We start from the raw sequence: 19,807 nt of genomic DNA, 5'->3' as shown, positions 1-19,807 counted from the left end.
CAGATCAGCAACGCCACGCCAGGCTGAAACCGAAGGTGGTGTAGTCGGTAGGGAAGTTGGCCGGTTTGTGCAGGGCCGAGCCCACGAAACCATCCCATGAAAGCTGCTGCCAGCTGCCGCGCAGGCCCAACGCCATGCCGGCCAGATCGCGGCCGGATTGCCATTGCGCCGATGGCCCGCCGATGCGGCCGTAGTCGGCAGCGATGTAGAACTCCTGACCGCCGCCGATGCCCAGCGACAGATCGTTGCGCAGCGACCAGCCGCGCTCACCGCTGAGCGAGCTTTCGCCGTCGAATCCACGCACCGTGTAGCGACCACCAATCGCAAAGCGATCCTGTGGCGACAACGGTGTGCGGTTCCACTGCGCGCGCCAGGCAGCGGTGTAGCGCAGGCGCTGCTTGCCCAGCTGGAACGGAACGGTGAACTGCGCGTCAGCCGTGATCACCTTCATCCGCGAGGTGCCTTCCAACGGCAGGGTCGGATCCCACGCCTGCGCCATCTCTTCCGGCGAACGCAGGGCATGGAAGGCACCTGTTCCGCGGCGGTAGGCCAGCGTGGTATCGAGCGTCGCCGCGCCGATGAACTGCTTGTGGGTCAGGCCAAGCTCCCAGCCCGACGTGCGGCGGCGCTGCACCTCGATCTCGGTATCGTCGATGTAGTTCTTCGACGTGCGCTGCCAACCGCGACCGAAGATGCCCAGCTTGGTTTTGGCGTTGCGCAGCAGCAGGCGATCCACCCGTGCCTCGGCATTGCCGCTGCGGCCGCTGTAGTCATAGCTTTCGTAGGCCCCGACCACCGTCTGGCGGTAGTCGTAGGCACTGGCCGTGGCGCCGAACAGCCAGTAGCCGTAGGGCACGTCGTAGTGCGCGGTCCAGCTGCTGGTGTCCTTGCCTTGGCCGTTGAACACGCCGCGCCCAGCACTGACGTAGAACAACTCGTTCAGGCCCAGCGGATTGTCCAACGACAGTGTGGCGTTGGCCTGCAGCTTGCCGGTGCCCTGGCTGCCGGCATCGTCCAGGGTCACGCTGGCGCGCACCGGCGAACGCTGCTTCCAGTCGATCTGCAGGTCGCTCTGCCCGGGCGCGGCACCTTCGCCATCGGCGGGTGCGATCTTGATGTCCGCGCTGACGGTGGGCACGCGCTGCAGGTTTTCCAGGCCCTGCTCGATGTCACGCAAGTTCAGCAGGCCACCGCTGCGGATCGACAGCGCGTTGGCGAGGACCGGATGCCGCGCGTCCGCCTCGGAAAACACCGCCTCGCGGAATCGCCCCGGTACCACCGACAGCGTCAGCGTGCCGGTATTCAGATCCTGCGGGGCCGACAGCACGCGGGTGGTGACATAGCCGCGCGCGATGATCGCGTTCTGCACACGCTTCATCACTACATTGATGCTTTCAGTGCCCAGGCAGCGGCCGCTGGCGGGATCTTCGCGCGGATCGGCTGCGGCCAATGCCCACTGGAAGCCCTTGGCACCCTCGCCCTCCAGCACGATGCGATCAATACGCACGCAGGGCTGCTCCTGCGTCGGCAGGCGCTCCCCCTGTTCACCCTGGCTGCTCTCCAGGCGTACATCGGGCCGGCTTTCCTGCTGCTCGCGCAACGCGCGCTCGCGCTCCTGCTGGCGCAGCAGCTCCTGTGCACCCGGGTCACCCACCTGCTGGGCAGCAGCACTGAAGGCCATGCCCAGAAGCACCAACCCTCCACCCACGCGGCGCGCACCGCGCACAGACTTCTTCCTTGCTTGCACAATCAATTCCAGGTGTTGATGCCACGCGTCAGCGGTCCTGCTCCCGGAAGGGAGAAGGGCCAACCCGAAGGCTTGAATCGAGGTTCGCCGGGGATATGCAACGGCATGCCACCGCGCCCGACGCGAAGTGGCGCATACGCTATCGGCCGCCCCTAGGACTTCTATAGGGAGATTTTCAAATGCCCAGAGCTACGGGAAAGCACACCGCAGACGGCAATCCAGAGTATGCGGGGGCACGCGCCACGCCGCAAAGCAACAGCGTTCAGCACAACGCCCTCCGCCGGCCCACGCTACAGTCCGCGCATGACCGTATTCCTGCAGATCGAAGGCGCCGCCATCGTTGACATCCCCAGCCTCTATGCGGAGATCAACCGCGTTTTCATGGCCGGCGAAGACTGGCAGCTCGGGCCCAGCCTCGATGCGCTGGACGATCTGCTGTACGGCGGCCATGGCGCGCTGGCCGGGCACGAAACAGCCACGGTGGTCTGGCGCGATATCGAACACAGCCGCGAGGCACTGGGACTGGAGACCACACGTGCGTGGCTGGAGGACAAGCTGCGGCAACCGGGTACGTTCAATGCTCAAACCATCAGCCAGCAGCTGGACGCCCTGCAACGCGGCGAGGGGCAGACCTATTTCGACATCGTGATGCAGATCTTCGCCGACCACCGGAACGTTGCACTGTTGCCGGCCTGAGGGCGGCGTCGACAGCGGTGCGCGCAACCGGTCCTGTGCGCGCCCCGGTGCAGCCAGGCCGTGCGTGCCACGGCACCTGTTCCGATGGACCTGGCCCCCCCAGGCAGTCGAGGCACCCCGGGCCCCTACCCGTTACCATGGACGACCCTGTACCCGCTCCGCCCCCGCTGCCTTCCGGCGCGAGCGGACGCCCCTGATCCACGAGTCCCATGTCCAAAGACAAGTCCGCCGAACACACCCCGTTGATGAAGCAGTTCTTCGCAGCCAAGTCCGACTACCCGGACCTGCTGCTGTTCTTCCGCATGGGCGACTTCTACGAGCTGTTCTACGACGACGCGCGCAAGGCCGCGCGCCTGCTCGACATCACCCTGACCCAGCGCGGCAGCTCCGGTGGCGCACCGATTCCGATGGCAGGCGTGCCGGTGCATGCCTACGAGGGCTACCTGGCACGACTGGTGGCGCTGGGCGAATCGGTGGCGATCTGCGAACAGATCGGCGACCCGGCGCTGGCCAAGGGTCTGGTCGAACGCAAGGTGGTACGCATCGTCACCCCGGGCACGGTCACCGACGAAGCGTTGCTGGACGAGCGCCGCGACACCCTGCTGATGGCCTTGTCGCGCAACAAGAGCGGCTACGGGCTGGCCTGGGCCGACCTGGCCGGCGGCCGCTTCCTGGTCAACGAAGTCGACACCGATGACGCGCTGGAAGCCGAATTGGCCCGTCTGGAGCCGGCCGAACTGCTGGTGCCCGACGAAGAGAACTGGCCCGACTTCCTGCGCCAGCGCAGCGGCGTACGTCGCCGCGCGTCGTGGCTGTTCGACGCCGACAGTGGTCGCCGCCAGCTGCTGAACTTCTTCAAGCTGCACGACCTCAGCGGCTTCGGCATCGACGACAAGCCGCGAGCCACGGCCGCTGCCGGCGCCCTGCTCGGCTATGTCGAGGAAACCCAGAAGCAGCGCCTGCCGCACCTGACCTCCATCTCGATGGAGACCGCCAGCGAAGCGATTGCGATGAACGCGGCAACGCGCCGCCATCTGGAGCTGGACACCCGCGTCGACGGCGACACCCGCAATACCCTGCTCGGCGTGCTCGACAGCACGGTGACACCGATGGGTGGCCGCCTGCTGCGCCGCTGGCTGCATCGGCCGCTGCGCCTGCGCGAGGTGCTGGTGCAGCGCCACCACGCGGTGGAAACACTGATCGACCGCGGCGCGGACGCAGATATCCGCGAGCAGTTCCGCCGCCTCGGCGACCTCGAACGCATCCTGACCCGCGTCGCCCTGCGCTCGGCGCGGCCGCGCGACTTCTCCACCCTGCGTGATGGCCTGGGCCTGCTGCCGGCCGTCCGCGAGGTGCTGGCACCGCTGGATTCACCGCGCCTGCAGACCCTGTACGCGGCACTCGGCGAGCACGACGAGTGTGCGCACCTGCTGGCCAGCGCGATTGCCGAAATGCCGCCGCTCAAGCTCAGCGATGGTGGCGTGCTGGCCGATGGATTCGACGCCGAGCTGGATGAACTGCGCCGCCTGTCGACCCACGCCGACCAGTTCCTGGTCGACCTGGAACAGCGCGAGCGCGAGAGCAGCGGCATCGCCACCCTGAAGGTTGGCTACAACCGTGTGCACGGCTACTACATCGAAATCAGCAAGGGCCAGTCCGAGCGCGCGCCGGTGCACTACACCCGCCGCCAGACACTGACCAACGCCGAGCGCTACATCACCGAAGAACTGAAGGCGTTCGAGGACAAGGTGCTGTCCGCCCGCGACCGTTCGCTGTCGCGCGAGAAGTACCTGTACGAGCAGCTGCTGGACACGCTGGGCACCCAGCTGGAGCCGCTCAAGCAGTGCGCCGCCGCACTCAGCGAACTGGATGTGCTGGCCGCCTTCGCCGAGCGCGCACAGGCGCTGGACTGGGCGCGTCCGGAACTGCAGGCCGAGCCGTGCCTGAACATCGAACGCGGCCGCCATCCGGTGGTGGAAGCCGTGCGCGACCAGCCGTTCGAGCCCAATGACCTGGACCTGCACCCGGACCGTCGCATGCTGGTCATCACCGGCCCGAACATGGGCGGTAAATCGACCTACATGCGGCAGAACGCGCTGATCGTGCTGCTGGCCCACATCGGCAGCTTCGTGCCGGCCAGCCGCGCGCTGATCGGCCCGATCGACCGCATCCTGACCCGCATCGGCGCGGGCGATGATCTTGCCCGCGGGCAGTCGACCTTCATGGTCGAGATGGCTGAAACCAGTTACATCCTGCATCACGCCACCGCGCATTCGCTGGTGCTGATGGACGAGATCGGCCGCGGCACCTCCACCTACGATGGCCTGGCCCTGGCTGACGCGGTGGCGCGCCACCTCGCCTACGAAAACCGCTGCTACACGCTGTTTGCCACCCATTACTTCGAACTGACCGCGCTGGCCGACGAGCAGCACGAGGGCGGCCGCAGCGGCATCGCCAACGTGCATCTGGATGCCGTCGAGCACGGCGAAGCGCTGGTGTTCATGCATGCAGTGAAGGACGGCCCGGCCAACCGCAGCTTCGGCCTGCAGGTGGCTGCCCTTGCCGGCCTGCCGCGTGCCACCGTGGCACAGGCGCGTCGACGCCTCGCAGAGCTGGAGCAGCGCGGTGGCGAAAGCCATGCCGCCGAGCTAGCCCCGCAGGCGCTGGATGCCCCGCAGCAGTTCGGGCTGTTTGCCGCCCCGCCGAACAAGGCGCAGGAGGCGCTGGCCGCGATCGACCCGGACGAGCTGACCCCGAAGCAGGCACTGGAAGCGCTGTACCGGTTGAAGGCGCTGCTGTAATCCCGGCCGCCGGGCATGGCCCGGCGCTACCGTTGCAGAGCCGAGCCCACGCTCGGCTGCCCTTCGCACTTCCGTCGTGTACACGGCGTTATGCTCGGGCGGTTCGTCCTTCACAGACCGGAGACCGCCATGAACACCGAATCCCTCGCTGCATCCCTCTTCCAGCAGCTGCAGCAGGGCCAAGGCCTGCAGCAGGTGTCACAGCAGCTCGGCCTGGACAGCAGCCAGGCCACCCAGGCCGTCGGCAGCGCCCTGCCCCTGCTGCTCGGCGCGATGGGCCAGAACGCCAGTGAGCCGCAGGGTGCGCAGTCCCTGCTCAATGCCCTGCAGCGCGACCACCTCGGTTCGGCCGGCGGCGGTGGTGGCGGTTTCGATCTCGGCAGCATCCTCGGCTCGGTGATGGGCGGCGGCGGCGGCAATGCCACCAACGGTGCCGGCATCCTCGGCCACGTCTTCGGTGGGCAGACCTCGCAGGCGGCCGAAGCGCTGGGCCAGAAGACCGGTCTGGACAGCGGCAAGTCCAGCCAGCTGCTGGCGATCCTCGCCCCCATCGTCATGTCGTTCCTGGCCCAGCGGTTTGCCCAGAGCGGCAACGCCGGCCAGCTCAGCCAGGCCCTGGGCCAGGAAGCACAGCAATCCGGCGGCGGCATCGGCAACCTGCTCGGCGGTGCGCTCGACCAGGACGGTGATGGCCAGTTCGGCGCCAGCGATCTGCTCAAGCTCGGCGCGGGCCTGCTCAAGCGCTGATCGCGCACAACGATCCAAGCGCTGCCGATCATAGGCAGTCACTATCGCATCGGTTGAATCAATCGAATTTACCCATCGTTAGGCGATGCCTATGGTGGGTAAGCGATCTGATTCCCTCATTCGCCAGTCCACAGGTAGAGACCCATGAAAAGCGAAGCGAAGTGCCCGTTCAACCATGCCGTCGTCGGTGATGCGACGACCAACCGCGACTGGTGGCCGAACCAGCTGCGCGTGGACCTGCTCAACCAGCACTCCACGCGCTCCAACCCACTCGATGCGGGCTTCGATTACGCCACGGCCTTCAACGGGCTGGACTACGGCGCCCTGAAGGCCGACCTGAAGGCGTTGATGACCGATTCGCAGGACTGGTGGCCGGCCGACTTCGGCCACTACGGCGGCCTGTTCATCCGCATGGCGTGGCACAGCGCCGGCACCTACCGCATCGACGATGGCCGTGGCGGCGGTGGTCGCGGCCAGCAGCGCTTCGCGCCGCTCAACAGCTGGCCGGACAACGTCAGCCTGGACAAGGCGCGACGCCTGCTGTGGCCGATCAAGCAGAAGTACGGCCAGGCCATTTCGTGGGCCGACCTGCTGATCCTGACCGGCAACGTCGCACTGGAATCGATGGGCTTCAAGACGCTCGGCTTTGCCGGCGGCCGCCCCGATACCTGGGAGCCGGACCAGGACGTGTACTGGGGTCGCGAGACCACCTGGCTCGGCGGCGACGTGCGTTACAAGCACGGCTCGGAGGGTGTGGAAGAGAACCACGGCGTGCTGGTGTCCGATGACGACGCTGATGGCGACGTGCATTCGCGCAAACTGGAAAACCCGCTGGCCGCCGTGCAGATGGGCCTGATCTACGTGAACCCGGAAGGCCCGGACGGCAATCCCGATCCGGTGCTGGCCGCGCATGACATCCGTGACACCTTCGGCCGCATGGCGATGGACGATGAGGAAACCGTCGCCCTGATCGCCGGTGGCCACAGCTTCGGCAAGACCCACGGTGCCGGCCCCGCCGACAACGTCGGCAAGGAACCGGAAGCAGCAGGCCTGGAAAGCCAGGGCCTCGGCTGGGCCAACAGTTTCGGCAGCGGCAAGGGTGGCGACACCATCACCAGCGGCCTGGAAGTGACCTGGACCCGTACGCCCGCACAGTGGAGCCATGACTTCTTCGAGATCCTGTTCGGCCACGAGTGGGAGCTGAGCAAGAGCCCGGCTGGCGCTCACCAGTGGGTCGCCAAGAACGCGGATGCGGTGATCCCCGATGCGCACGATCCGTCGAAGAAGCACCGCCCGACCATGCTGACCACCGACCTGTCGCTGCGCATGGACCCGGCCTACGAAAAGATCTCGCGGAAATTCCTTGCGGATCCGCAGGCCTTCGCCGATGCGTTCGCCCGCGCCTGGTTCAAGCTGACCCATCGCGACATGGGCCCGCGTGCGCGCTACCTCGGCCCGGAAGTTCCGGCCGAGGAATTCATCTGGCAGGACCCGGTGCCGGTAGCCAAGCACCCGTTGATCGACGCCAAGGACATCGCCGCGCTGAAGCAGGAGATCGCGGCAACTGGGCTGAGCGTGGCGGAGCTGGTGTCGACGGCGTGGGCTTCGGCGTCGACCTTCCGCGGCTCGGACAAGCGCGGTGGTGCCAACGGTGCGCGCGTGCGCCTGGCACCGCAGAAGGACTGGGCGGTGAACCAGCCGCAGCAGTTGGCCAAGGTGTTGGCCGCGCTGGAAAAGGTCCAGGCCGAGTTCAACGGCGCGGGCAGCAAGCAGGTGTCGCTGGCCGACCTGATCGTGCTGGCCGGTGGCGTCGGCATCGAGCAGGCAGCTAAGGCCGGCGGCCACGACCTGAGCGTGCCGTTCACCCCGGGCCGCACAGATGCCAGCCAGGAGCAGACCGACGTCGAATCGTTCGCGGTGCTGGAACCGGCTGCCGATGGTTTCCGCAACTACCTCAAGGGCGCTTACAGCGTGCCGGGTGAGGCGCTGTTGATCGACAAGGCACAGCTGCTGACCCTGACCGCACCGGAAATGACCGCGCTGGTCGGTGGCCTGCGCGTGCTTGGCGCCAACGTCGACGGCGGCAAGCACGGCGTGTTCACCAACCGACCCGGCACGTTGAGCAACGACTTCTTCGTCAACCTGCTGGACATGGGCACGACCTGGAAGGCGACCGGTCGCGAAAGCTATGAAGGCCGCGGCCGCAGCGATGGCGCTGCACGCTGGACCGGCACCCGTGCGGATCTCGTGTTCGGCTCCAACGCCGTGCTGCGCGCATTGGCCGAGGTGTATGCCAGTGCCGATGGCGAGAAGAAGTTCGTACAGGATTTCATCGCCGCCTGGACGCGGGTAATGGAACTGGACCGCTACGACCTGCACGGTTGATGTGACCGGGTAGATGCCAACCTTGGTTGGCACATGGCAAAAGCGCCCACCAAGGTGGGCGTCTACCAGAGCGATCCCACGGCGGCCATGACTCGGTAGATGCCAACCTTGGTTGGCATGCGGCGCAGCCGCAGCGGTTTCAACGCGCTCCGGCCTTCAACCGCTGCAGGATCGGGGCGAACAACGGCGCGTGCATCGAACGCGGCGGCTGCACGGCTTCGCCCTTCTCGACCGCCTGCCAGTACGACCACGGCAATGCCTTGTCTCCCAGCTCGTAATCCATGCCGTCCCAGCCGTCTTCGCGGAATGCGTAGAACGCCCAGTGCACCTTCTGCTGCTCGGCCACATCCAGCACGTCGCGGAGGTAGCGGCCGCAATCCGGCCAGCGACGCATGCAGCCGAACTCACCGATCACCATCCGGTTGGCACCAATGCCGTGTGTCTTCGCCCAGTCCATCGGCTGCTGCAGGTAGCTGCGCACGCGCGAGGCATCCCAGCGCTCGCTGCGGTCGCCGAACGGCACTTCGGCGGGATAGCGGTACGGTGTGCTGCGCTTCTGGTTCGGCGCACTGGTGGCCGCGTACGGCTCGTACATGTGCACGCTGTACAGCAGCTTCGCGTCGTCCAGCGGCGCAGGCCAGTAGTCGAACGCATCGGCCGCGGCATACCAGCCGGCATCAAGCATCAACGGCATGTCTGCATCGACCGCGCGCACGCTGGCCACCAGTTCCGTGTACAGCTGGCGCAGATCGCGCGGCCCGCCCTGCACGCCCGTGTACCACTTCAGCATGTCCTCGCGGGAGGCATGTTCGGCCAACGCGGTGCCATATTCCGGCGCCGGCTCATTGATCAGGTTGTAGCCGGCCAGCGCTGGATGCCCCTTCAGCGCGGTGGCCAGGTCACGCCAGAAGCGCTGCGCAGGTGCGTGGTTGTCGAAGGACTGCCACAGGCGCTGGTCGACCACGTCGCCGTTCTTCTGTTTCCAGCGCAGCAGCGGCAGTGAGAGCGGCACCAGCACCACCTTCAGGCCCACGGCATTGGCGTCATCCAGCGCGCGACGCAACGTGGTCACGTCAGCCTGGACCAGGCCCTGGTAGTGGTCGGCATCGCCCATCAGGAAATCGCGGCCGCCGGCACTGCGCCACTTGTCCGGGGTCAGTCGTACCCAGGTGGCGCCGGTGTCACGCAGGGCCTGGAAGTAGGCGCGGTCGGGCGGCGCTTCGTTGAAGCTGTTGCCACCGCGCTGCGGCGTGTCCCAGAAGGTGATGTCGGCGGCGAACACCGGGACGGCGGCGGACAGGGCCAGGCACAGCAGGCTGCGGCGCAGGAACATGGTGGGCTTCCATGAAGAGGACCGTCCAACGTGCGGGGCGCAAGCCGAACGGTGGCTGAGCGCGGGCGGCAAGCGCCCACCAAGGTGGGCGACTACCAGAGAGCGGGCCGGGCCCACGACACGGTAGGTGCCGACCTTGGTCGGCACAGCGCACGGCGCCCACCAAGGTGAGCGACTACCAGAGCGGGCCGGACCCACGACACGGTGGATGCCGACCTTGGTCGGCACAGCGCACAGCGCCCACCAAGGTGGGCGACTACCAGAGCGCGGGCCGGCTCAGTCAGGCGAATTGCCGTCAAAGCGCATCGAGATCACCCAGGGCGCGGATCAACCGTCGCGCGCGCTTGTCCGGCTTGTGCTCCGGCGCCTGATAGCCATCACGCGCGGCAATGCGCAGCGCACGCAGTTCGGCGCGGCGTGCCCTGGAGGCTTCGCTCTCGGCATACAGCTGCTGCGCCACCGGCGCCGGACCGCGCTGGTCACTCAGGCCCAGTACCTGGATCTCGAAGTGTTCTTCACCGCGATCGACCAGCAGCTGCTCCCCCACACGCACCGCGCGCGAGGATTTCGGACGCTGCCCGGCCACGGATACCTTGCCGGTCTCGATCGCCTGTTTTGCCAGGCTGCGGGTCTTGAAGAAGCGGGCCGCCCACAGCCAGATGTCCAGACGGACGCTGGGCGCCAACGGGGAAAGCTCGGACATCGGTGGGGACTACTCCGTTCGCTTGTTCAGGGGGCGCGGATTGTCGGGGTCGTTACGGCAACCCGTGCCCCCGATCAACGCCGGCGTTCCGGCTGCCAGATCCTGGCGCTGGCTGCCGACCAGGCACTCGGGGCGGTCGGTCGGCCGCACCTGGGTATCGCCCAGCCGGTCACCTGACGAACATGCGGCCAGTGCCGCTGCGATCAAGGCCACCACGATGATCCGCGTCACCTGCTGTCGTTGATGCATTGCCACATCCTGCAAACCGGCTTGATGCTAGTGTGCGCCTCCCGGGAATCGATCACCACTCCATGGCCAAAGCGCCGCTTGACCTGACCTCCGGCCCGATCGGCCGCAACCTGCTGCTGTTCGCGCTGCCGATCCTGGCCGGCAACATCGCGCAGTCGCTGAACGGCTCGGTGAATGCGGTGTGGGTGGGGCGCTTCCTCGGCGAAGCGGCACTGACCGCCACCGCGAACGCCAACAACATCATGTTCTTCCTGATCGGTTCGGTGTTCGGCTTCGGCATGGCCTCGACCATCCTGATCGGCCAGGCCATCGGGGCACGCGACATCGCCCAGGCACGGCGCGTGGTCGGCACCAGCGCCACGTTCTTCATCGGCCTGTCGGTGATCATCGCCATCGCCGGCTGGTTCCTGGCCCACCCGCTGCTGGCGGCGATGGGCACGCCCGCCGCCTCGCTGCCGTTGGCCGAGGCCTACCTGCGCATCATCTTCCTGGCGATGCCGACGCTGTACGCCTTCGCCTTCCTCAGTGCGGCACTGCGCGGTGCCGGCGACTCGCGCACACCGTTCCGTTTCCTGCTGGTCTCGGTGGTGCTGGACATCGCCCTGAACCCGGTGCTGATCTTCGGCATGGGGCCGTTCCCGGAACTGGGCATCGCCGGCTCGGCCTGGGCCACGCTGGTGTCGCAGACGCTGTCGCTGGCCGGCCTGCTGCTGTACATGCGGCACAAACGGCACACGCTGTGGCTGGGCCGCGCCGACATGCACCTGTTCAAGTTGGACATGACCATCCTGCGTGCGCTGGTGATCAAGGGCGTGCCGATGGGCCTGCAGATGGTGCTGATCTCGCTGTCGGTGATCATGCTGATGACGATGGTCAACCAGTACGGCACCGACACCGGCGCAGCCTACGGTGCGTCGTTGCAGCTGTGGAACTACGTGCAGATGCCGGCGATGGCGATCGGTGCGGCGTGTTCGTCGATGGCCGCGCAGAATGTCGGTGCGCAGCGCTGGGACCGCGTTCGCGGCACCGCTCGTCAGGGCATCCTGTTCAACTTCCTGCTGACCGGCGCGTTGATCCTGCCGCTGGTACTGCTGGACCAGTATTCGCTGGCCTTGTTCCTGCCGCAGGGCAGCGAGTCGCTGCAGATCGCGCGGCACCTGAACCACATCGTGATCGGTTCGTTCCTGTTCTTCGGCGTCAGCTTCGTGATCTCTGGCGTGGTGCGCTCCACCGGCGCGGTGCTGCCGCCGCTGCTGATCCTGGCGGCGTCGCTGTGGGGCGTGCGCGTGCCGTTCGCCGAATTCCTGCAGCCGTACTGGGGCGCGGACGCGATCTGGTGGAGCTTCCCGGCCGGTTCATTGGTGTCGATGCTGCTGTCGCTCGCGTATTACCGCTGGGGTGGCTGGCGCAAGGCGAGAATGATCAGCAAGCCGGTGCACGCGGAGGAACTGGCCACGCCGTCGGAGATTCCGGCCTGCCCGCCGTCGCCGGTGGCCGACCCGGATGCTGTGACCCGGTAGCGCCGGGCCACGCCCGGAGAGCGCAGCGGTTGCCAGAAATCCGCCGGGCATGGCCCGGCACTACCGCTTTTTCTTCGTGGCGTTGTGCTTTGCGGCCGCACGCATCAGGGCTTTGAACGCCGCGGCATTCGGCATTTCGCCTTCATGGATGTCGATCGCGCGGCGCGTGCCGCCTTCCAGGCTGGCATTGAACAGGCCCTTCGGATCCGGCAACGCGGCGCCGTGGGCGAAGGTCAGCTTCACCGCCTGCGTGTAGGTTTCGCCGGTGCACAGGATGCCGTTGTGTTCCCACACCGGAGTGCCGCGCCACTTCCAGGTTTCCTCCACGTCCGGCAGCGCCTCGTGGATCAGCGCGCGCACGCGGGCGAGGATGTCGCCGCGCCAATCACCGAGCTCGGCAATGCGAGCATCGATCAGCGCGGCGGCGGGGAGAGCAGCATCTGCGGGATCGGTCTTCTGCGTGGCCATCGTGTGGTCTCGTACGGGGAAAGATCCTTGAGAACTACATGCGTTCGCCGGGCAGCTCGCTGGCCTGCCGCACCCAGTCGAGGAACCGCGCCTCGTCCAGCACCCCATCCTCAAGGATGTGCAGATAGCGGGTGTCGGCGCTCCTGGACGGTTCCGGCGGAACGGGCTGCAACCGCGCACCGCGGAAGAAGGCGACCTTGATGTAGCGGGCGAAGCAATGAAAGCTGAGGAACCAGCCCTCGCCGGCAGCGACGCCGTACATCGGCGAGTTCCATTTCACTGCCTTGTGCACGCCGGGCACGGCCTGCTCGATCAGTGCATCCAGACGTGCACCGACGGCCTGTTTCCAGTCCGGCATGGCGGCGATGTAGGCCTGCACGGGCGCATCGCCCTCACCCTTGGCGATCTGCGGATTACCGCCGGACAGCAGCGTGGGCGAAGCACTGTTGGCTGGTCGCTTGGCGGGCATCGCAGGGGCCACGGGGGTCGAAGGCCCGAGCGTACGCCGCGGCCCGGCAGCGGTCACGGCGCACTGCGCCATGACCTCAGAGACTGCGGCGGAACTGCTGCCAGGTGGGCAGCTTGCGGGCGCCCCGCAGGAACCACATCAGGGTGGCCATCACCAGACCGAACATCGCGCCGGCTGCCACCCCGGCAAGCAGCAGCAGCTCCAGCGCCGGGGCCCTGCCCTGCCACAGCAGCAGCCACATCAGCACCGTCCAGAACACGCCGAACAGCAGCCCCTGCAGCAGCGTATTGGTCAGGAACCCAGCCAGTATCGGTGGTGGCAGCGCGATACCCAGCCGCCACAGCATGCGGTGCAGCAGAGGGGCCGCTTCCCGCCGCGGAACGCCGGAACCGTCCAGGAAGCGCAATGCCACCTGGATGTCGGCCGGGTATCGATGGTCGGTCTCATCCATCCCTTGAAACTAACGAGGCGACACCACAAACGCAAACGGCCGCCCGAAGGCGGCCGTCGCGGCAACAACCGAAGTTGTTTATCAGCCCTTGGTTGCCAGACGGGCAACCTTGGCGGCAGCAGCAGCAGCCAGATCTTCCTTGATGCGGGCAGCCTTGCCTTCCAGGCCACGCAGGTAGTACAGCTTGCCGGCGCGGACCTTACCACGACGCTTCACTTCGACCGAGTCGATGATGGCGCTGTGGGTCTGGAACACGCGCTCGACGCCGTAGCCGTGCGAGATCTTGCGCACGGTGAACGAGGAGTTCAGGCCGCCGTTCTTGGTCGCGATGACAACGCCTTCATAGGCCTGCACGCGCTCGCGGGCACCTTCCTTCACCTTCACGTTGACGACAACGGTGTCGCCCTGGCTGAACTGCGGCAGTTCACGGGTGATCTGGGCGGATTCGAATTCCGCGACGATGGACTTGTTCAGCTTGCTCATGGGTTACACCGATTCATTGTTCGGGTGGGCGTGTCATTCGACAGCGTGGGCTCATGCAGTCACCGGACTGTGCTGCACGTTTGTTTTGGGTATTGCACGCCAGCCTGGGCCGGCGGTAATTGGTCATGATAGCCGATAAAGCGGGGCTGGCGCTAGGGCCTGCCCTTTTCTGCCGGGGCCTGGCGGGCCAGGGCCAGCAACTTGCGGTCGGCCTTGCCCAGCGCCTGTTCATCCAGCAGGTCCGGGCGCCGCTGCGCGGTACGGATCAACGACTGCTGCCGGCGCCAGGCGGCGATGGCGGCATGGTTGCCCGAGCGCAGCACGTCCGGCACGTCACCCAGCGGATGCTGGGCCGGCTGGCTGTAATGTGGGCAGTCGAGCAGGCCGAGGTCGCCCTCGAAACTGTCCTGCGCGGCCGATTCGGCGTCATTCAAGGCGCCTTCCTGCAGCCGGGCCACCGCGTCGATGATGACCGCAGCCCCCAGCTCGCCACCGGACAGCACATAGTCGCCGAGGGAAATCTCCTCATCGACATTGGCGGCCAGGAAACGCTCGTCGATGCCTTCATAGCGGCCGCAGAGCAGGACCATGCGCGGCAATGCCGCCAGTTCCCGCACCTTGGCCTGGGTCAGTGGTGCGCCCTGCGGGCTGAGATGGATCACCCGCGCAGGCGTCGGATCGGCGTCGCGGATCGCCTGCAGGCAGGCCTGCAGCGGTTCGATCAGCATCACCATGCCCGGGCCACCGCCGAACGGACGATCGTCCACCCGGCGGTAGTTGCCCTCGGCGTAGTCACGGGGATTCCAGCCATGCAGGCTGAACAATCCCTTTTCCTGCGCACGGCCGACCACGCCCAGCCCAGCGGACTGGGCGAGGAAATCGGGGAACAGGGTGATGACGTCGAAACGCATGCTTACACTCAGAACTCGGGGTCCCAGTCGACCACGACCAGATTGGCCTCGAAGTCGACGGATTTGACGAACTCCGGCACGACGAACGGAATCATCCGCTCGCGGTCACCGCGTACGACCACCACATCGTTGGCGCCGGTACTGAACAGGTGCGAGACCTGGCCGAGGGCAACGCCTTCGACGGTCTTCACATCCAGGCCTTCCAGATCGACCCAGTAATACTCGTCGGCATTCGGCGGCGGCAGCGCACTGCGGGCCACGAAGACCTCGGTGCCATGCATCGCCTCGACCGTGTCGCGATCCTCGATGCCCGGGAAACGGGCCACCAGGTGCTTGCCGGTATCCCGGCCACGGGCGCCTTCAAGCGTCGATTCCTGCCCGTTGGGGCTGCGCAGGATCCACGGTTGGTAACGGAAAATAGCGGAACGTGGCTCGGTCCAGGACTCGAGCTTTATTTCGCCGCGCACACCAAAAGCGCCGACAACCCTGCCAAGCAGGATGCGGCGCTCGTTATCTTTCATCTGCGTTCAATCAGATGGGCCGCACCAGGGCGCGGCCCGTCAGGATCAGGCCGCAGCGGCCTGGGACTTGCTCGCTTCCTTGATCAGGTTGCGAACTTTCTCGGTCGGCTGGGCGCCGTTCTTGACCCAATGGTCAACGCGGGCCAGGTCCAGCTCGATGCGCTTCTCGCCACCCTGTGCCACCGGGTTGTAGAAGCCAACGCGCTCGATGTTGCGGCCGTCGCGGGCGCTGCGGACGTCGGTGACGATGATGTGGTAGAACGGACGCTTCTTGGCGCCGCCGCGGGTCAGTCGAATCTTGACCATGGTGGTTTTTTCCTATTGCCCAGTCGCCAGGATGGCGCGGTAAGCGGGCGATTATAGCGGCAGAGTTCGGCCGAGCCAACCCCGCGGAAAAACGGACCTGCCCGGTAGCGCCGGGCCATGCCCGGCGGCTTTCAGGACTTCCCGTTCAGGAAAGCGGCTGCCAGGGCACCCGCGCCAGCACCGCCCTGCCCTGTTCGGCCAGCGCCTGCGAACCCGGCAGCGCTTGACCATCGATGGCATCCAGCGCCCACAGCCCACTGGCGTTGCAGGCGAAGGCAGCCTGTATGCCGGCCAGCTCATTCAGTTGCAACGGGCGGATCTGCTGTGGCCCCGCCCAGCCCGCCTGCAGCAGCGCTTCAGCGGTCCCCCGCAGCGCAGGCGCCTGCGGCCAGACCAGCTGTTCGCCGTCATGCACGGCCAGATTCCAGGTCGTGCCCTCACTGATCTGCCCATCGGCAGCCACCAGCAGCGCATCGTCGAAACCCGCTGCCAGCGCGGCGCGGCGCTGGGCGAACAGGCCGAACGTACCAACGTGCTTGATCTGCGGCAGCTCGCGCTGCCAGGCCACGCTGCGTACGCGCTTGGGTGCGGTCAGCGTGACCGGCGCGGACACGGCAACCAGTACATCCACCGGCACGCTGGCCAACGGATCGCGGAAATCGAAACAGCGCGAGAACACGGTGACCCGCATCGATGCATCGATCTGACCGGCCTGCTGCAGCGCCTGCGCCATCCACGCCTGCACCTGCGCGATATCGAGCGCGCTGCCGAACAGCTCCTGCGTTGCCTGGGCAAGCCGCTGCAGATGCAGATCGAGCCCCTGCACCGCGCGGCCGCGCACCTGCAGCGAGGTGAAGTGGCCATAGTTGGTCAGCGCCGGCAGCAGGTCTTCAGCCCGCGCCGTGGCGCCGTTGCAGATCACCGTCATCGCAGCAATGCCTGCGCCTGTTGCCACATGCCACGCAGCACGTCGGCGGCCGGCGCGGCCGGTGCCATCCACGCTGACTGCCCGGCCCAGGCCTGCATCGCGGCAAGCCGGTTTTCCTGCGTGGCCTGCTTGCGCATCGGTCCGGTCAGGCCGCGCTGCACCGGATACGGGCGCGGCGTGGGTGCGCCCTCCGCGGCAGCGGCGCGCACGTAGGCGGTCGCCAGGCCACGGCCCAGGCGCCCACTGAACGCGCGGGTCGGCCAGGTGTCTTCGGGTTCGCTGCGGGCCAACGCATCGGCCCATGCCGGTGCCACCGCTGCTTCGGGTGTGCGCAGGAAGGCCGTGCCGATCTGCACCGCGCTGGCCCCGAGCATCAAGGCAGCAGCAATGCCACGACCGTCGCCGATGCCGCCCGCAGCGATCACCGGAATCTTCAGGTTGTCCGCCAGCCGCGGCAGCAGTGCGAACAGGCCGACCAGCTGCTGTTCTGCACGTATCGGATCGAAAGCGCCGCGATGGCCGCCGGCTTCGGCGCCCTGCGCCACCACCGCGTCAGCACCTGCATCCTGCGCAGCGCGCGCTTCGGCCAGCGTCGTAGCGCAGGCGATCCAGGCGATGCCCGCATCCTTCAACTGCTGCACATGATGCGGCGACAGCACGCCCATGATGGTCGAGGCCACCGCCGGCCGTGCCGCCAGCAGTGCACTGAACTGTTCCTCGAAATCGGCAGGCGTGGCATCTGCGGCGCTGGCCGCAACCTCCGGCCCCCACTGGCCCAGGAAAGCACGCGTGGCGGCCTCGGCGGCAACGTCGCGCACCGGCGCGGGATCGGGCAGCCACAGGTTCACCTGTGCCGGTCCGCTGGACGCGGCCCGGAAGTCCTGCATCCATCGGCCGATATCCGCCGCGGGCGACAACACGGCCCCCATCGCGCCCATGCTGCCGGCGTTGGCGAGCGTGGCCGACAGCGGAACCGGACAGGCGCCGGCCATCGGTGCCAGCAGGATCGGCAGCTGCAATGAAAAACGCCGACAGAAATCGTCGGCGCGTTCGAGAATCGGCGAAAGGCTCACGCGACGCACCTGTGGGAGGAGTCGCTGCCAGCATACGCCAGAGACTGTGGACGGGAGCGTCGCACCGGGCGATTCGCTCCCGCGTTGCTCAGCGCGCAGACACCGCGTAGGTGCGGACCAGCTGGCTGTCCATTTCTTCGTTGAACTTGAACGTCACATAGCGCGCGTCATCCGCGGCGAACTCTTCCTCGGCGCTGGCGCGGCCGATCTCGGTGCCCTCGGCATCCAGTGCACGCGCCACCAGCTTGCCCTTGAAGGCCTTGTCGGCCACCACGTAGACCGCTGCGTCCTTGGAGCCCATGCCGCGGCTCTTGCCCAGGGTGACGGTGAGCCCGCGCGCGGCCAGAGCCGGATCGGCCTGCAGCGTCACGTTCATCTTCTTGTCCACGCCCTCGCCCAGCCCAGCGACGAAATCGGCAGCGGTGCCGCTGATGGCACTGCCGGCCTTCTGCGACACGGAGGTGTCGTCCTTGCAGGCAACCAGGCCCAGGGCCAGCGCCATCACCACGATCGACTTGTTCATGCACATTCCTTTGATTGATTCCGCGGGTTGTTCAAGCGTTCGATACAGCACGCGCTCAGCGGAACGGCATGCCACGGCCGCCCATGGCGCCCATCATGCCCTTCATGCTGCGCATCATGCCCTTCATGCCGCCGCCGGCCATCTTGCTCATCATCTTTTCCATCTGCATGTACTGCTTCATGAGCTTGTTGACGTCGGCCGGGGTCACGCCCGAACCCTTGGCGATGCGGGCGCGACGCGAGCCGTTGAGCAGGTTCGGGTTGCGCCGTTCCTTCTTGGTCATCGAGCCGATGATGGCGATCATGCGCGGCACTTCCTTGCCCTGGCTGACCTGCTGCTTGAGGTGCTCGGGAATCTGGCCCAGGCCCGGCAGCTTGTCCATCAGGCCGCCGATGCCGCCCATGTTCTGCATCTGCTCGAGCTGGTCGCGCATGTCGTTCAGATCGAACTTCTTGCCCTTGGCGACCTTCTCGGCCAGCTTCTGCGCCTTGTCCTTGTCGACCTGCTGCTCGACCTGCTCGACCAGCGACAGCACGTCGCCCATGTCGAGGATGCGGCTGGCGATACGGTCCGGGTGGAACACGTCCAGGCCTTCCGGCTTTTCGCTGACGCCGACGAACTTGATCGGCTTGCCGGTGATGTAGCGCACGCTCAGCGCGGCGCCGCCACGGGCGTCACCATCGGTCTTGGTCAGCACCACGCCGGTCAGCGGCAGTGCATCGCCGAAGGCCTTGGCGGTATTGGCCGCGTCCTGGCCGGTCATGGCATCGACCACGAACAGGGTTTCCGCCGGGTTGACCGCGGCGTGCAGGGCCTTGATCTCGGCCATCATCGCTTCGTCGATGGCGAGGCGACCGGCGGTATCGACCAGCAGCACGTCGACGAACGACTTGCGCGCGTCATCGATGGCGGCGCGGACGATGGCCTCCGGCTTCTGCTCGGCGCTGGACGGGAAGAACAGCACGCCGACCTGCTCGGCCAGGGTCTTCAGCTGCTCGATCGCCGCCGGACGGTAGACGTCGGCCGAGACCACCATCACCTTCTTCTTGCGCTTTTCCTTCAGGTGCTTGGCCAGCTTGCCGACCGTGGTGGTCTTGCCGGCACCCTGCAGGCCCGCCATCAGGATGATGGCCGGAGCGGGAACGTTGAGGTTCAGGTCGCTGGCTTCGGCGCCCATCACCGCGGTCAGCTCGTCGCGCACGACCTTGATCAGGGCCTGGCCCGGGGTCAGCGACTTCAGCACTTCCTGGCCGACCGCACGCACCTTGATGCGCTCGATCAGGGCCTGCACCACCGGCAGCGCGACGTCGGCTTCGAGCAGCGCGATGCGGACCTCGCGGGTCGCCTCGCGGATGTTCTCTTCGGTCAGGCGGCCACGGCCGCGCAGGCGCTCGATGGTGCCGGAAAGGCGCTGGGTCAGGGACTCGAACATGCGGCGCAACCTGTCTGAAAGCGGGGGACAATAAGGCCCACAGTATAACGGGTCCACCGCG

20 protein-coding genes are annotated in these 19,807 nt (G+C 66.9%); 5 read left to right on the top strand and 15 right to left on the bottom strand.

What is annotated here, in order from left to right; all coding sequences use genetic code 11:
• Nucleotides 1-4: 4 nt before the first annotated feature.
• Nucleotides 5-1,681, bottom strand: coding sequence for a ShlB/FhaC/HecB family hemolysin secretion/activation protein (locus ACFX4F_RS11100; RefSeq protein WP_380655153.1), 1,677 nt, complete (start codon nucleotides 1,679-1,681; stop codon nucleotides 5-7).
• A gap of 369 nt (nucleotides 1,682-2,050) precedes the next feature.
• Between ACFX4F_RS11100 and ACFX4F_RS11095 the strand changes: the two genes are divergently transcribed.
• The 4 genes from ACFX4F_RS11095 to katG all read left to right on the top strand — a co-directional run bounded on the left by ACFX4F_RS11095 (nucleotide 2,051) and on the right by katG (nucleotide 8,376).
• Entirely contained in the window at nucleotides 2,051-2,443 is a 393-nt protein-coding gene (locus tag ACFX4F_RS11095) for a barstar family protein (protein WP_380655150.1), read from the top strand.
• Nucleotides 2,444-2,652: 209 nt separating this feature from the next.
• Nucleotides 2,653-5,244: a DNA mismatch repair protein MutS gene (gene mutS, locus ACFX4F_RS11090; RefSeq protein ID WP_380655147.1), complete on the top strand. Its 2,592-nt coding sequence runs from the start codon at nucleotides 2,653-2,655 to the stop codon at nucleotides 5,242-5,244.
• A 129-nt stretch (nucleotides 5,245-5,373) separates the two neighbouring features.
• Nucleotides 5,374-5,991: a DUF937 domain-containing protein gene (locus tag ACFX4F_RS11085; RefSeq protein ID WP_380655144.1), complete on the top strand. Its 618-nt coding sequence runs from the start codon at nucleotides 5,374-5,376 to the stop codon at nucleotides 5,989-5,991.
• 144 nt (nucleotides 5,992-6,135) lie between these two features.
• Nucleotides 6,136-8,376, top strand: coding sequence for a catalase/peroxidase HPI (katG, locus tag ACFX4F_RS11080; RefSeq protein WP_380655141.1), 2,241 nt, complete (start codon nucleotides 6,136-6,138; stop codon nucleotides 8,374-8,376).
• A gap of 139 nt (nucleotides 8,377-8,515) precedes the next feature.
• Here katG and ACFX4F_RS11075 read toward each other — a convergent pair whose 3' ends face one another.
• The 3 genes from ACFX4F_RS11075 to ACFX4F_RS11065 form a co-directional block, all read right to left on the bottom strand.
• Entirely contained in the window at nucleotides 8,516-9,709 is a 1,194-nt protein-coding gene (locus ACFX4F_RS11075) for a glycoside hydrolase family 5 protein (RefSeq protein WP_380655138.1), read from the bottom strand.
• Between the two features lie 295 nt (nucleotides 9,710-10,004).
• A complete protein-coding gene (locus ACFX4F_RS11070; protein WP_099821068.1) occupies nucleotides 10,005-10,412 on the bottom strand; it encodes an RNA-binding S4 domain-containing protein in 408 nt (135 codons plus the stop codon).
• Nucleotides 10,413-10,421: 9 nt separating this feature from the next.
• Entirely contained in the window at nucleotides 10,422-10,661 is a 240-nt protein-coding gene (locus ACFX4F_RS11065; protein WP_380655136.1) for a hypothetical protein, read from the bottom strand.
• Nucleotides 10,662-10,723: 62 nt separating this feature from the next.
• Between ACFX4F_RS11065 and ACFX4F_RS11060 the strand changes: the two genes are divergently transcribed.
• Nucleotides 10,724-12,181 carry an MATE family efflux transporter gene (locus ACFX4F_RS11060; RefSeq protein WP_100551885.1) on the top strand — a complete coding sequence of 486 codons (1,458 nt, stop codon included), beginning with the start codon at nucleotides 10,724-10,726 and terminating at the stop codon, nucleotides 12,179-12,181.
• Nucleotides 12,182-12,241: 60 nt separating this feature from the next.
• On the opposite strand, the gene ACFX4F_RS11055 is transcribed toward ACFX4F_RS11060, so the two are convergent.
• The 11 genes from ACFX4F_RS11055 to ffh form a co-directional block, all read right to left on the bottom strand.
• Nucleotides 12,242-12,649, bottom strand: a complete 408-nt coding sequence (locus tag ACFX4F_RS11055; RefSeq protein ID WP_099821065.1) for a DUF1801 domain-containing protein — start codon at nucleotides 12,647-12,649, stop codon at nucleotides 12,242-12,244.
• Between the two features lie 34 nt (nucleotides 12,650-12,683).
• Nucleotides 12,684-13,118, bottom strand: a complete 435-nt coding sequence (locus ACFX4F_RS11050; RefSeq protein WP_380655132.1) for a DUF1801 domain-containing protein — start codon at nucleotides 13,116-13,118, stop codon at nucleotides 12,684-12,686.
• A gap of 76 nt (nucleotides 13,119-13,194) precedes the next feature.
• Nucleotides 13,195-13,569, bottom strand: a complete 375-nt coding sequence (locus ACFX4F_RS11045) for a DUF6404 family protein (protein ID WP_089239650.1) — start codon at nucleotides 13,567-13,569, stop codon at nucleotides 13,195-13,197.
• 81 nt (nucleotides 13,570-13,650) lie between these two features.
• A complete protein-coding gene (gene rplS, locus ACFX4F_RS11040; RefSeq protein ID WP_099821063.1) occupies nucleotides 13,651-14,052 on the bottom strand; it encodes a 50S ribosomal protein L19 in 402 nt (133 codons plus the stop codon).
• Between the two features lie 152 nt (nucleotides 14,053-14,204).
• Nucleotides 14,205-14,963: a tRNA (guanosine(37)-N1)-methyltransferase TrmD gene (gene trmD, locus ACFX4F_RS11035; RefSeq protein ID WP_099821062.1), complete on the bottom strand. Its 759-nt coding sequence runs from the start codon at nucleotides 14,961-14,963 to the stop codon at nucleotides 14,205-14,207.
• Between the two features lie 8 nt (nucleotides 14,964-14,971).
• Nucleotides 14,972-15,484, bottom strand: coding sequence for a ribosome maturation factor RimM (rimM, locus tag ACFX4F_RS11030; RefSeq protein WP_312786069.1), 513 nt, complete (start codon nucleotides 15,482-15,484; stop codon nucleotides 14,972-14,974).
• Nucleotides 15,485-15,529: 45 nt separating this feature from the next.
• Nucleotides 15,530-15,790 (bottom strand): 30S ribosomal protein S16, encoded by a 261-nt coding sequence (gene rpsP, locus ACFX4F_RS11025; protein ID WP_025873821.1) that lies wholly within the window; start codon nucleotides 15,788-15,790, stop codon nucleotides 15,530-15,532.
• A 145-nt stretch (nucleotides 15,791-15,935) separates the two neighbouring features.
• On the bottom strand, nucleotides 15,936-16,718 hold the full coding sequence (locus ACFX4F_RS11020) for an aminotransferase class IV family protein (RefSeq protein WP_380655125.1): 783 nt from the start codon (nucleotides 16,716-16,718) through the stop codon (nucleotides 15,936-15,938).
• Nucleotides 16,715-17,791 (bottom strand): NAD(P)H-dependent flavin oxidoreductase, encoded by a 1,077-nt coding sequence (locus tag ACFX4F_RS11015; RefSeq protein ID WP_380655122.1) that lies wholly within the window; start codon nucleotides 17,789-17,791, stop codon nucleotides 16,715-16,717. The genes ACFX4F_RS11020 and ACFX4F_RS11015 overlap by 4 nt, the downstream gene beginning before the upstream one ends.
• 88 nt (nucleotides 17,792-17,879) lie before the next feature.
• Nucleotides 17,880-18,314 (bottom strand): hypothetical protein, encoded by a 435-nt coding sequence (locus ACFX4F_RS11010; protein WP_380655119.1) that lies wholly within the window; start codon nucleotides 18,312-18,314, stop codon nucleotides 17,880-17,882.
• A gap of 55 nt (nucleotides 18,315-18,369) precedes the next feature.
• The gene (gene ffh, locus ACFX4F_RS11005; RefSeq protein ID WP_099821058.1) at nucleotides 18,370-19,746 is read right to left on the bottom strand and encodes a signal recognition particle protein; all 1,377 of its coding nucleotides are present in this window, start codon (nucleotides 19,744-19,746) and stop codon (nucleotides 18,370-18,372) included.
• Nucleotides 19,747-19,807: the final 61 nt, after the last annotated feature.

Source organism: Stenotrophomonas sp. YIM B13575 (assembly GCF_042787595.1).
In the GTDB taxonomy this organism is placed as follows: Bacteria; Pseudomonadota; Gammaproteobacteria; order Xanthomonadales; family Xanthomonadaceae; genus Stenotrophomonas; species Stenotrophomonas lactitubi_B.
The sequence above is the reverse complement of the archived record's forward strand: the minus strand, read 5'-3'. Positions and strand labels throughout refer to the sequence as shown.

Excerpts from the sequence above, each read along its gene's own strand:
- ACFX4F_RS11100 (WP_380655153.1), bottom strand. The coding sequence starts at position 1,681 with ATGGCCTTCAGTGCTGCTGCCCAGCAGGTGGGTGACCCGGGTGCACAG.
- ACFX4F_RS11095 (WP_380655150.1), top strand. The coding sequence starts at position 2,051 with ATGACCGTATTCCTGCAGATCGAAGGCGCCGCCATCGTTGACATCCCC.
- mutS (WP_380655147.1), top strand. The coding sequence starts at position 2,653 with ATGTCCAAAGACAAGTCCGCCGAACACACCCCGTTGATGAAGCAGTTC.
- ACFX4F_RS11085 (WP_380655144.1), top strand. The coding sequence starts at position 5,374 with ATGAACACCGAATCCCTCGCTGCATCCCTCTTCCAGCAGCTGCAGCAG.
- katG (WP_380655141.1), top strand. The coding sequence starts at position 6,136 with ATGAAAAGCGAAGCGAAGTGCCCGTTCAACCATGCCGTCGTCGGTGAT.
- ACFX4F_RS11075 (WP_380655138.1), bottom strand. The coding sequence starts at position 9,709 with ATGTTCCTGCGCCGCAGCCTGCTGTGCCTGGCCCTGTCCGCCGCCGTC.
- ACFX4F_RS11070 (WP_099821068.1), bottom strand. The coding sequence starts at position 10,412 with ATGTCCGAGCTTTCCCCGTTGGCGCCCAGCGTCCGTCTGGACATCTGG.
- ACFX4F_RS11065 (WP_380655136.1), bottom strand. The coding sequence starts at position 10,661 with ATGCATCAACGACAGCAGGTGACGCGGATCATCGTGGTGGCCTTGATC.
- ACFX4F_RS11060 (WP_100551885.1), top strand. The coding sequence starts at position 10,724 with ATGGCCAAAGCGCCGCTTGACCTGACCTCCGGCCCGATCGGCCGCAAC.
- ACFX4F_RS11055 (WP_099821065.1), bottom strand. The coding sequence starts at position 12,649 with ATGGCCACGCAGAAGACCGATCCCGCAGATGCTGCTCTCCCCGCCGCC.
- ACFX4F_RS11050 (WP_380655132.1), bottom strand. The coding sequence starts at position 13,118 with ATGCCCGCCAAGCGACCAGCCAACAGTGCTTCGCCCACGCTGCTGTCC.
- ACFX4F_RS11045 (WP_089239650.1), bottom strand. The coding sequence starts at position 13,569 with ATGGATGAGACCGACCATCGATACCCGGCCGACATCCAGGTGGCATTG.
- rplS (WP_099821063.1), bottom strand. The coding sequence starts at position 14,052 with ATGAGCAAGCTGAACAAGTCCATCGTCGCGGAATTCGAATCCGCCCAG.
- trmD (WP_099821062.1), bottom strand. The coding sequence starts at position 14,963 with ATGCGTTTCGACGTCATCACCCTGTTCCCCGATTTCCTCGCCCAGTCC.
- rimM (WP_312786069.1), bottom strand. The coding sequence starts at position 15,484 with ATGAAAGATAACGAGCGCCGCATCCTGCTTGGCAGGGTTGTCGGCGCT.
- rpsP (WP_025873821.1), bottom strand. The coding sequence starts at position 15,790 with ATGGTCAAGATTCGACTGACCCGCGGCGGCGCCAAGAAGCGTCCGTTC.
- ACFX4F_RS11020 (WP_380655125.1), bottom strand. The coding sequence starts at position 16,718 with ATGACGGTGATCTGCAACGGCGCCACGGCGCGGGCTGAAGACCTGCTG.
- ACFX4F_RS11010 (WP_380655119.1), bottom strand. The coding sequence starts at position 18,314 with ATGAACAAGTCGATCGTGGTGATGGCGCTGGCCCTGGGCCTGGTTGCC.
- ffh (WP_099821058.1), bottom strand. The coding sequence starts at position 19,746 with ATGTTCGAGTCCCTGACCCAGCGCCTTTCCGGCACCATCGAGCGCCTG.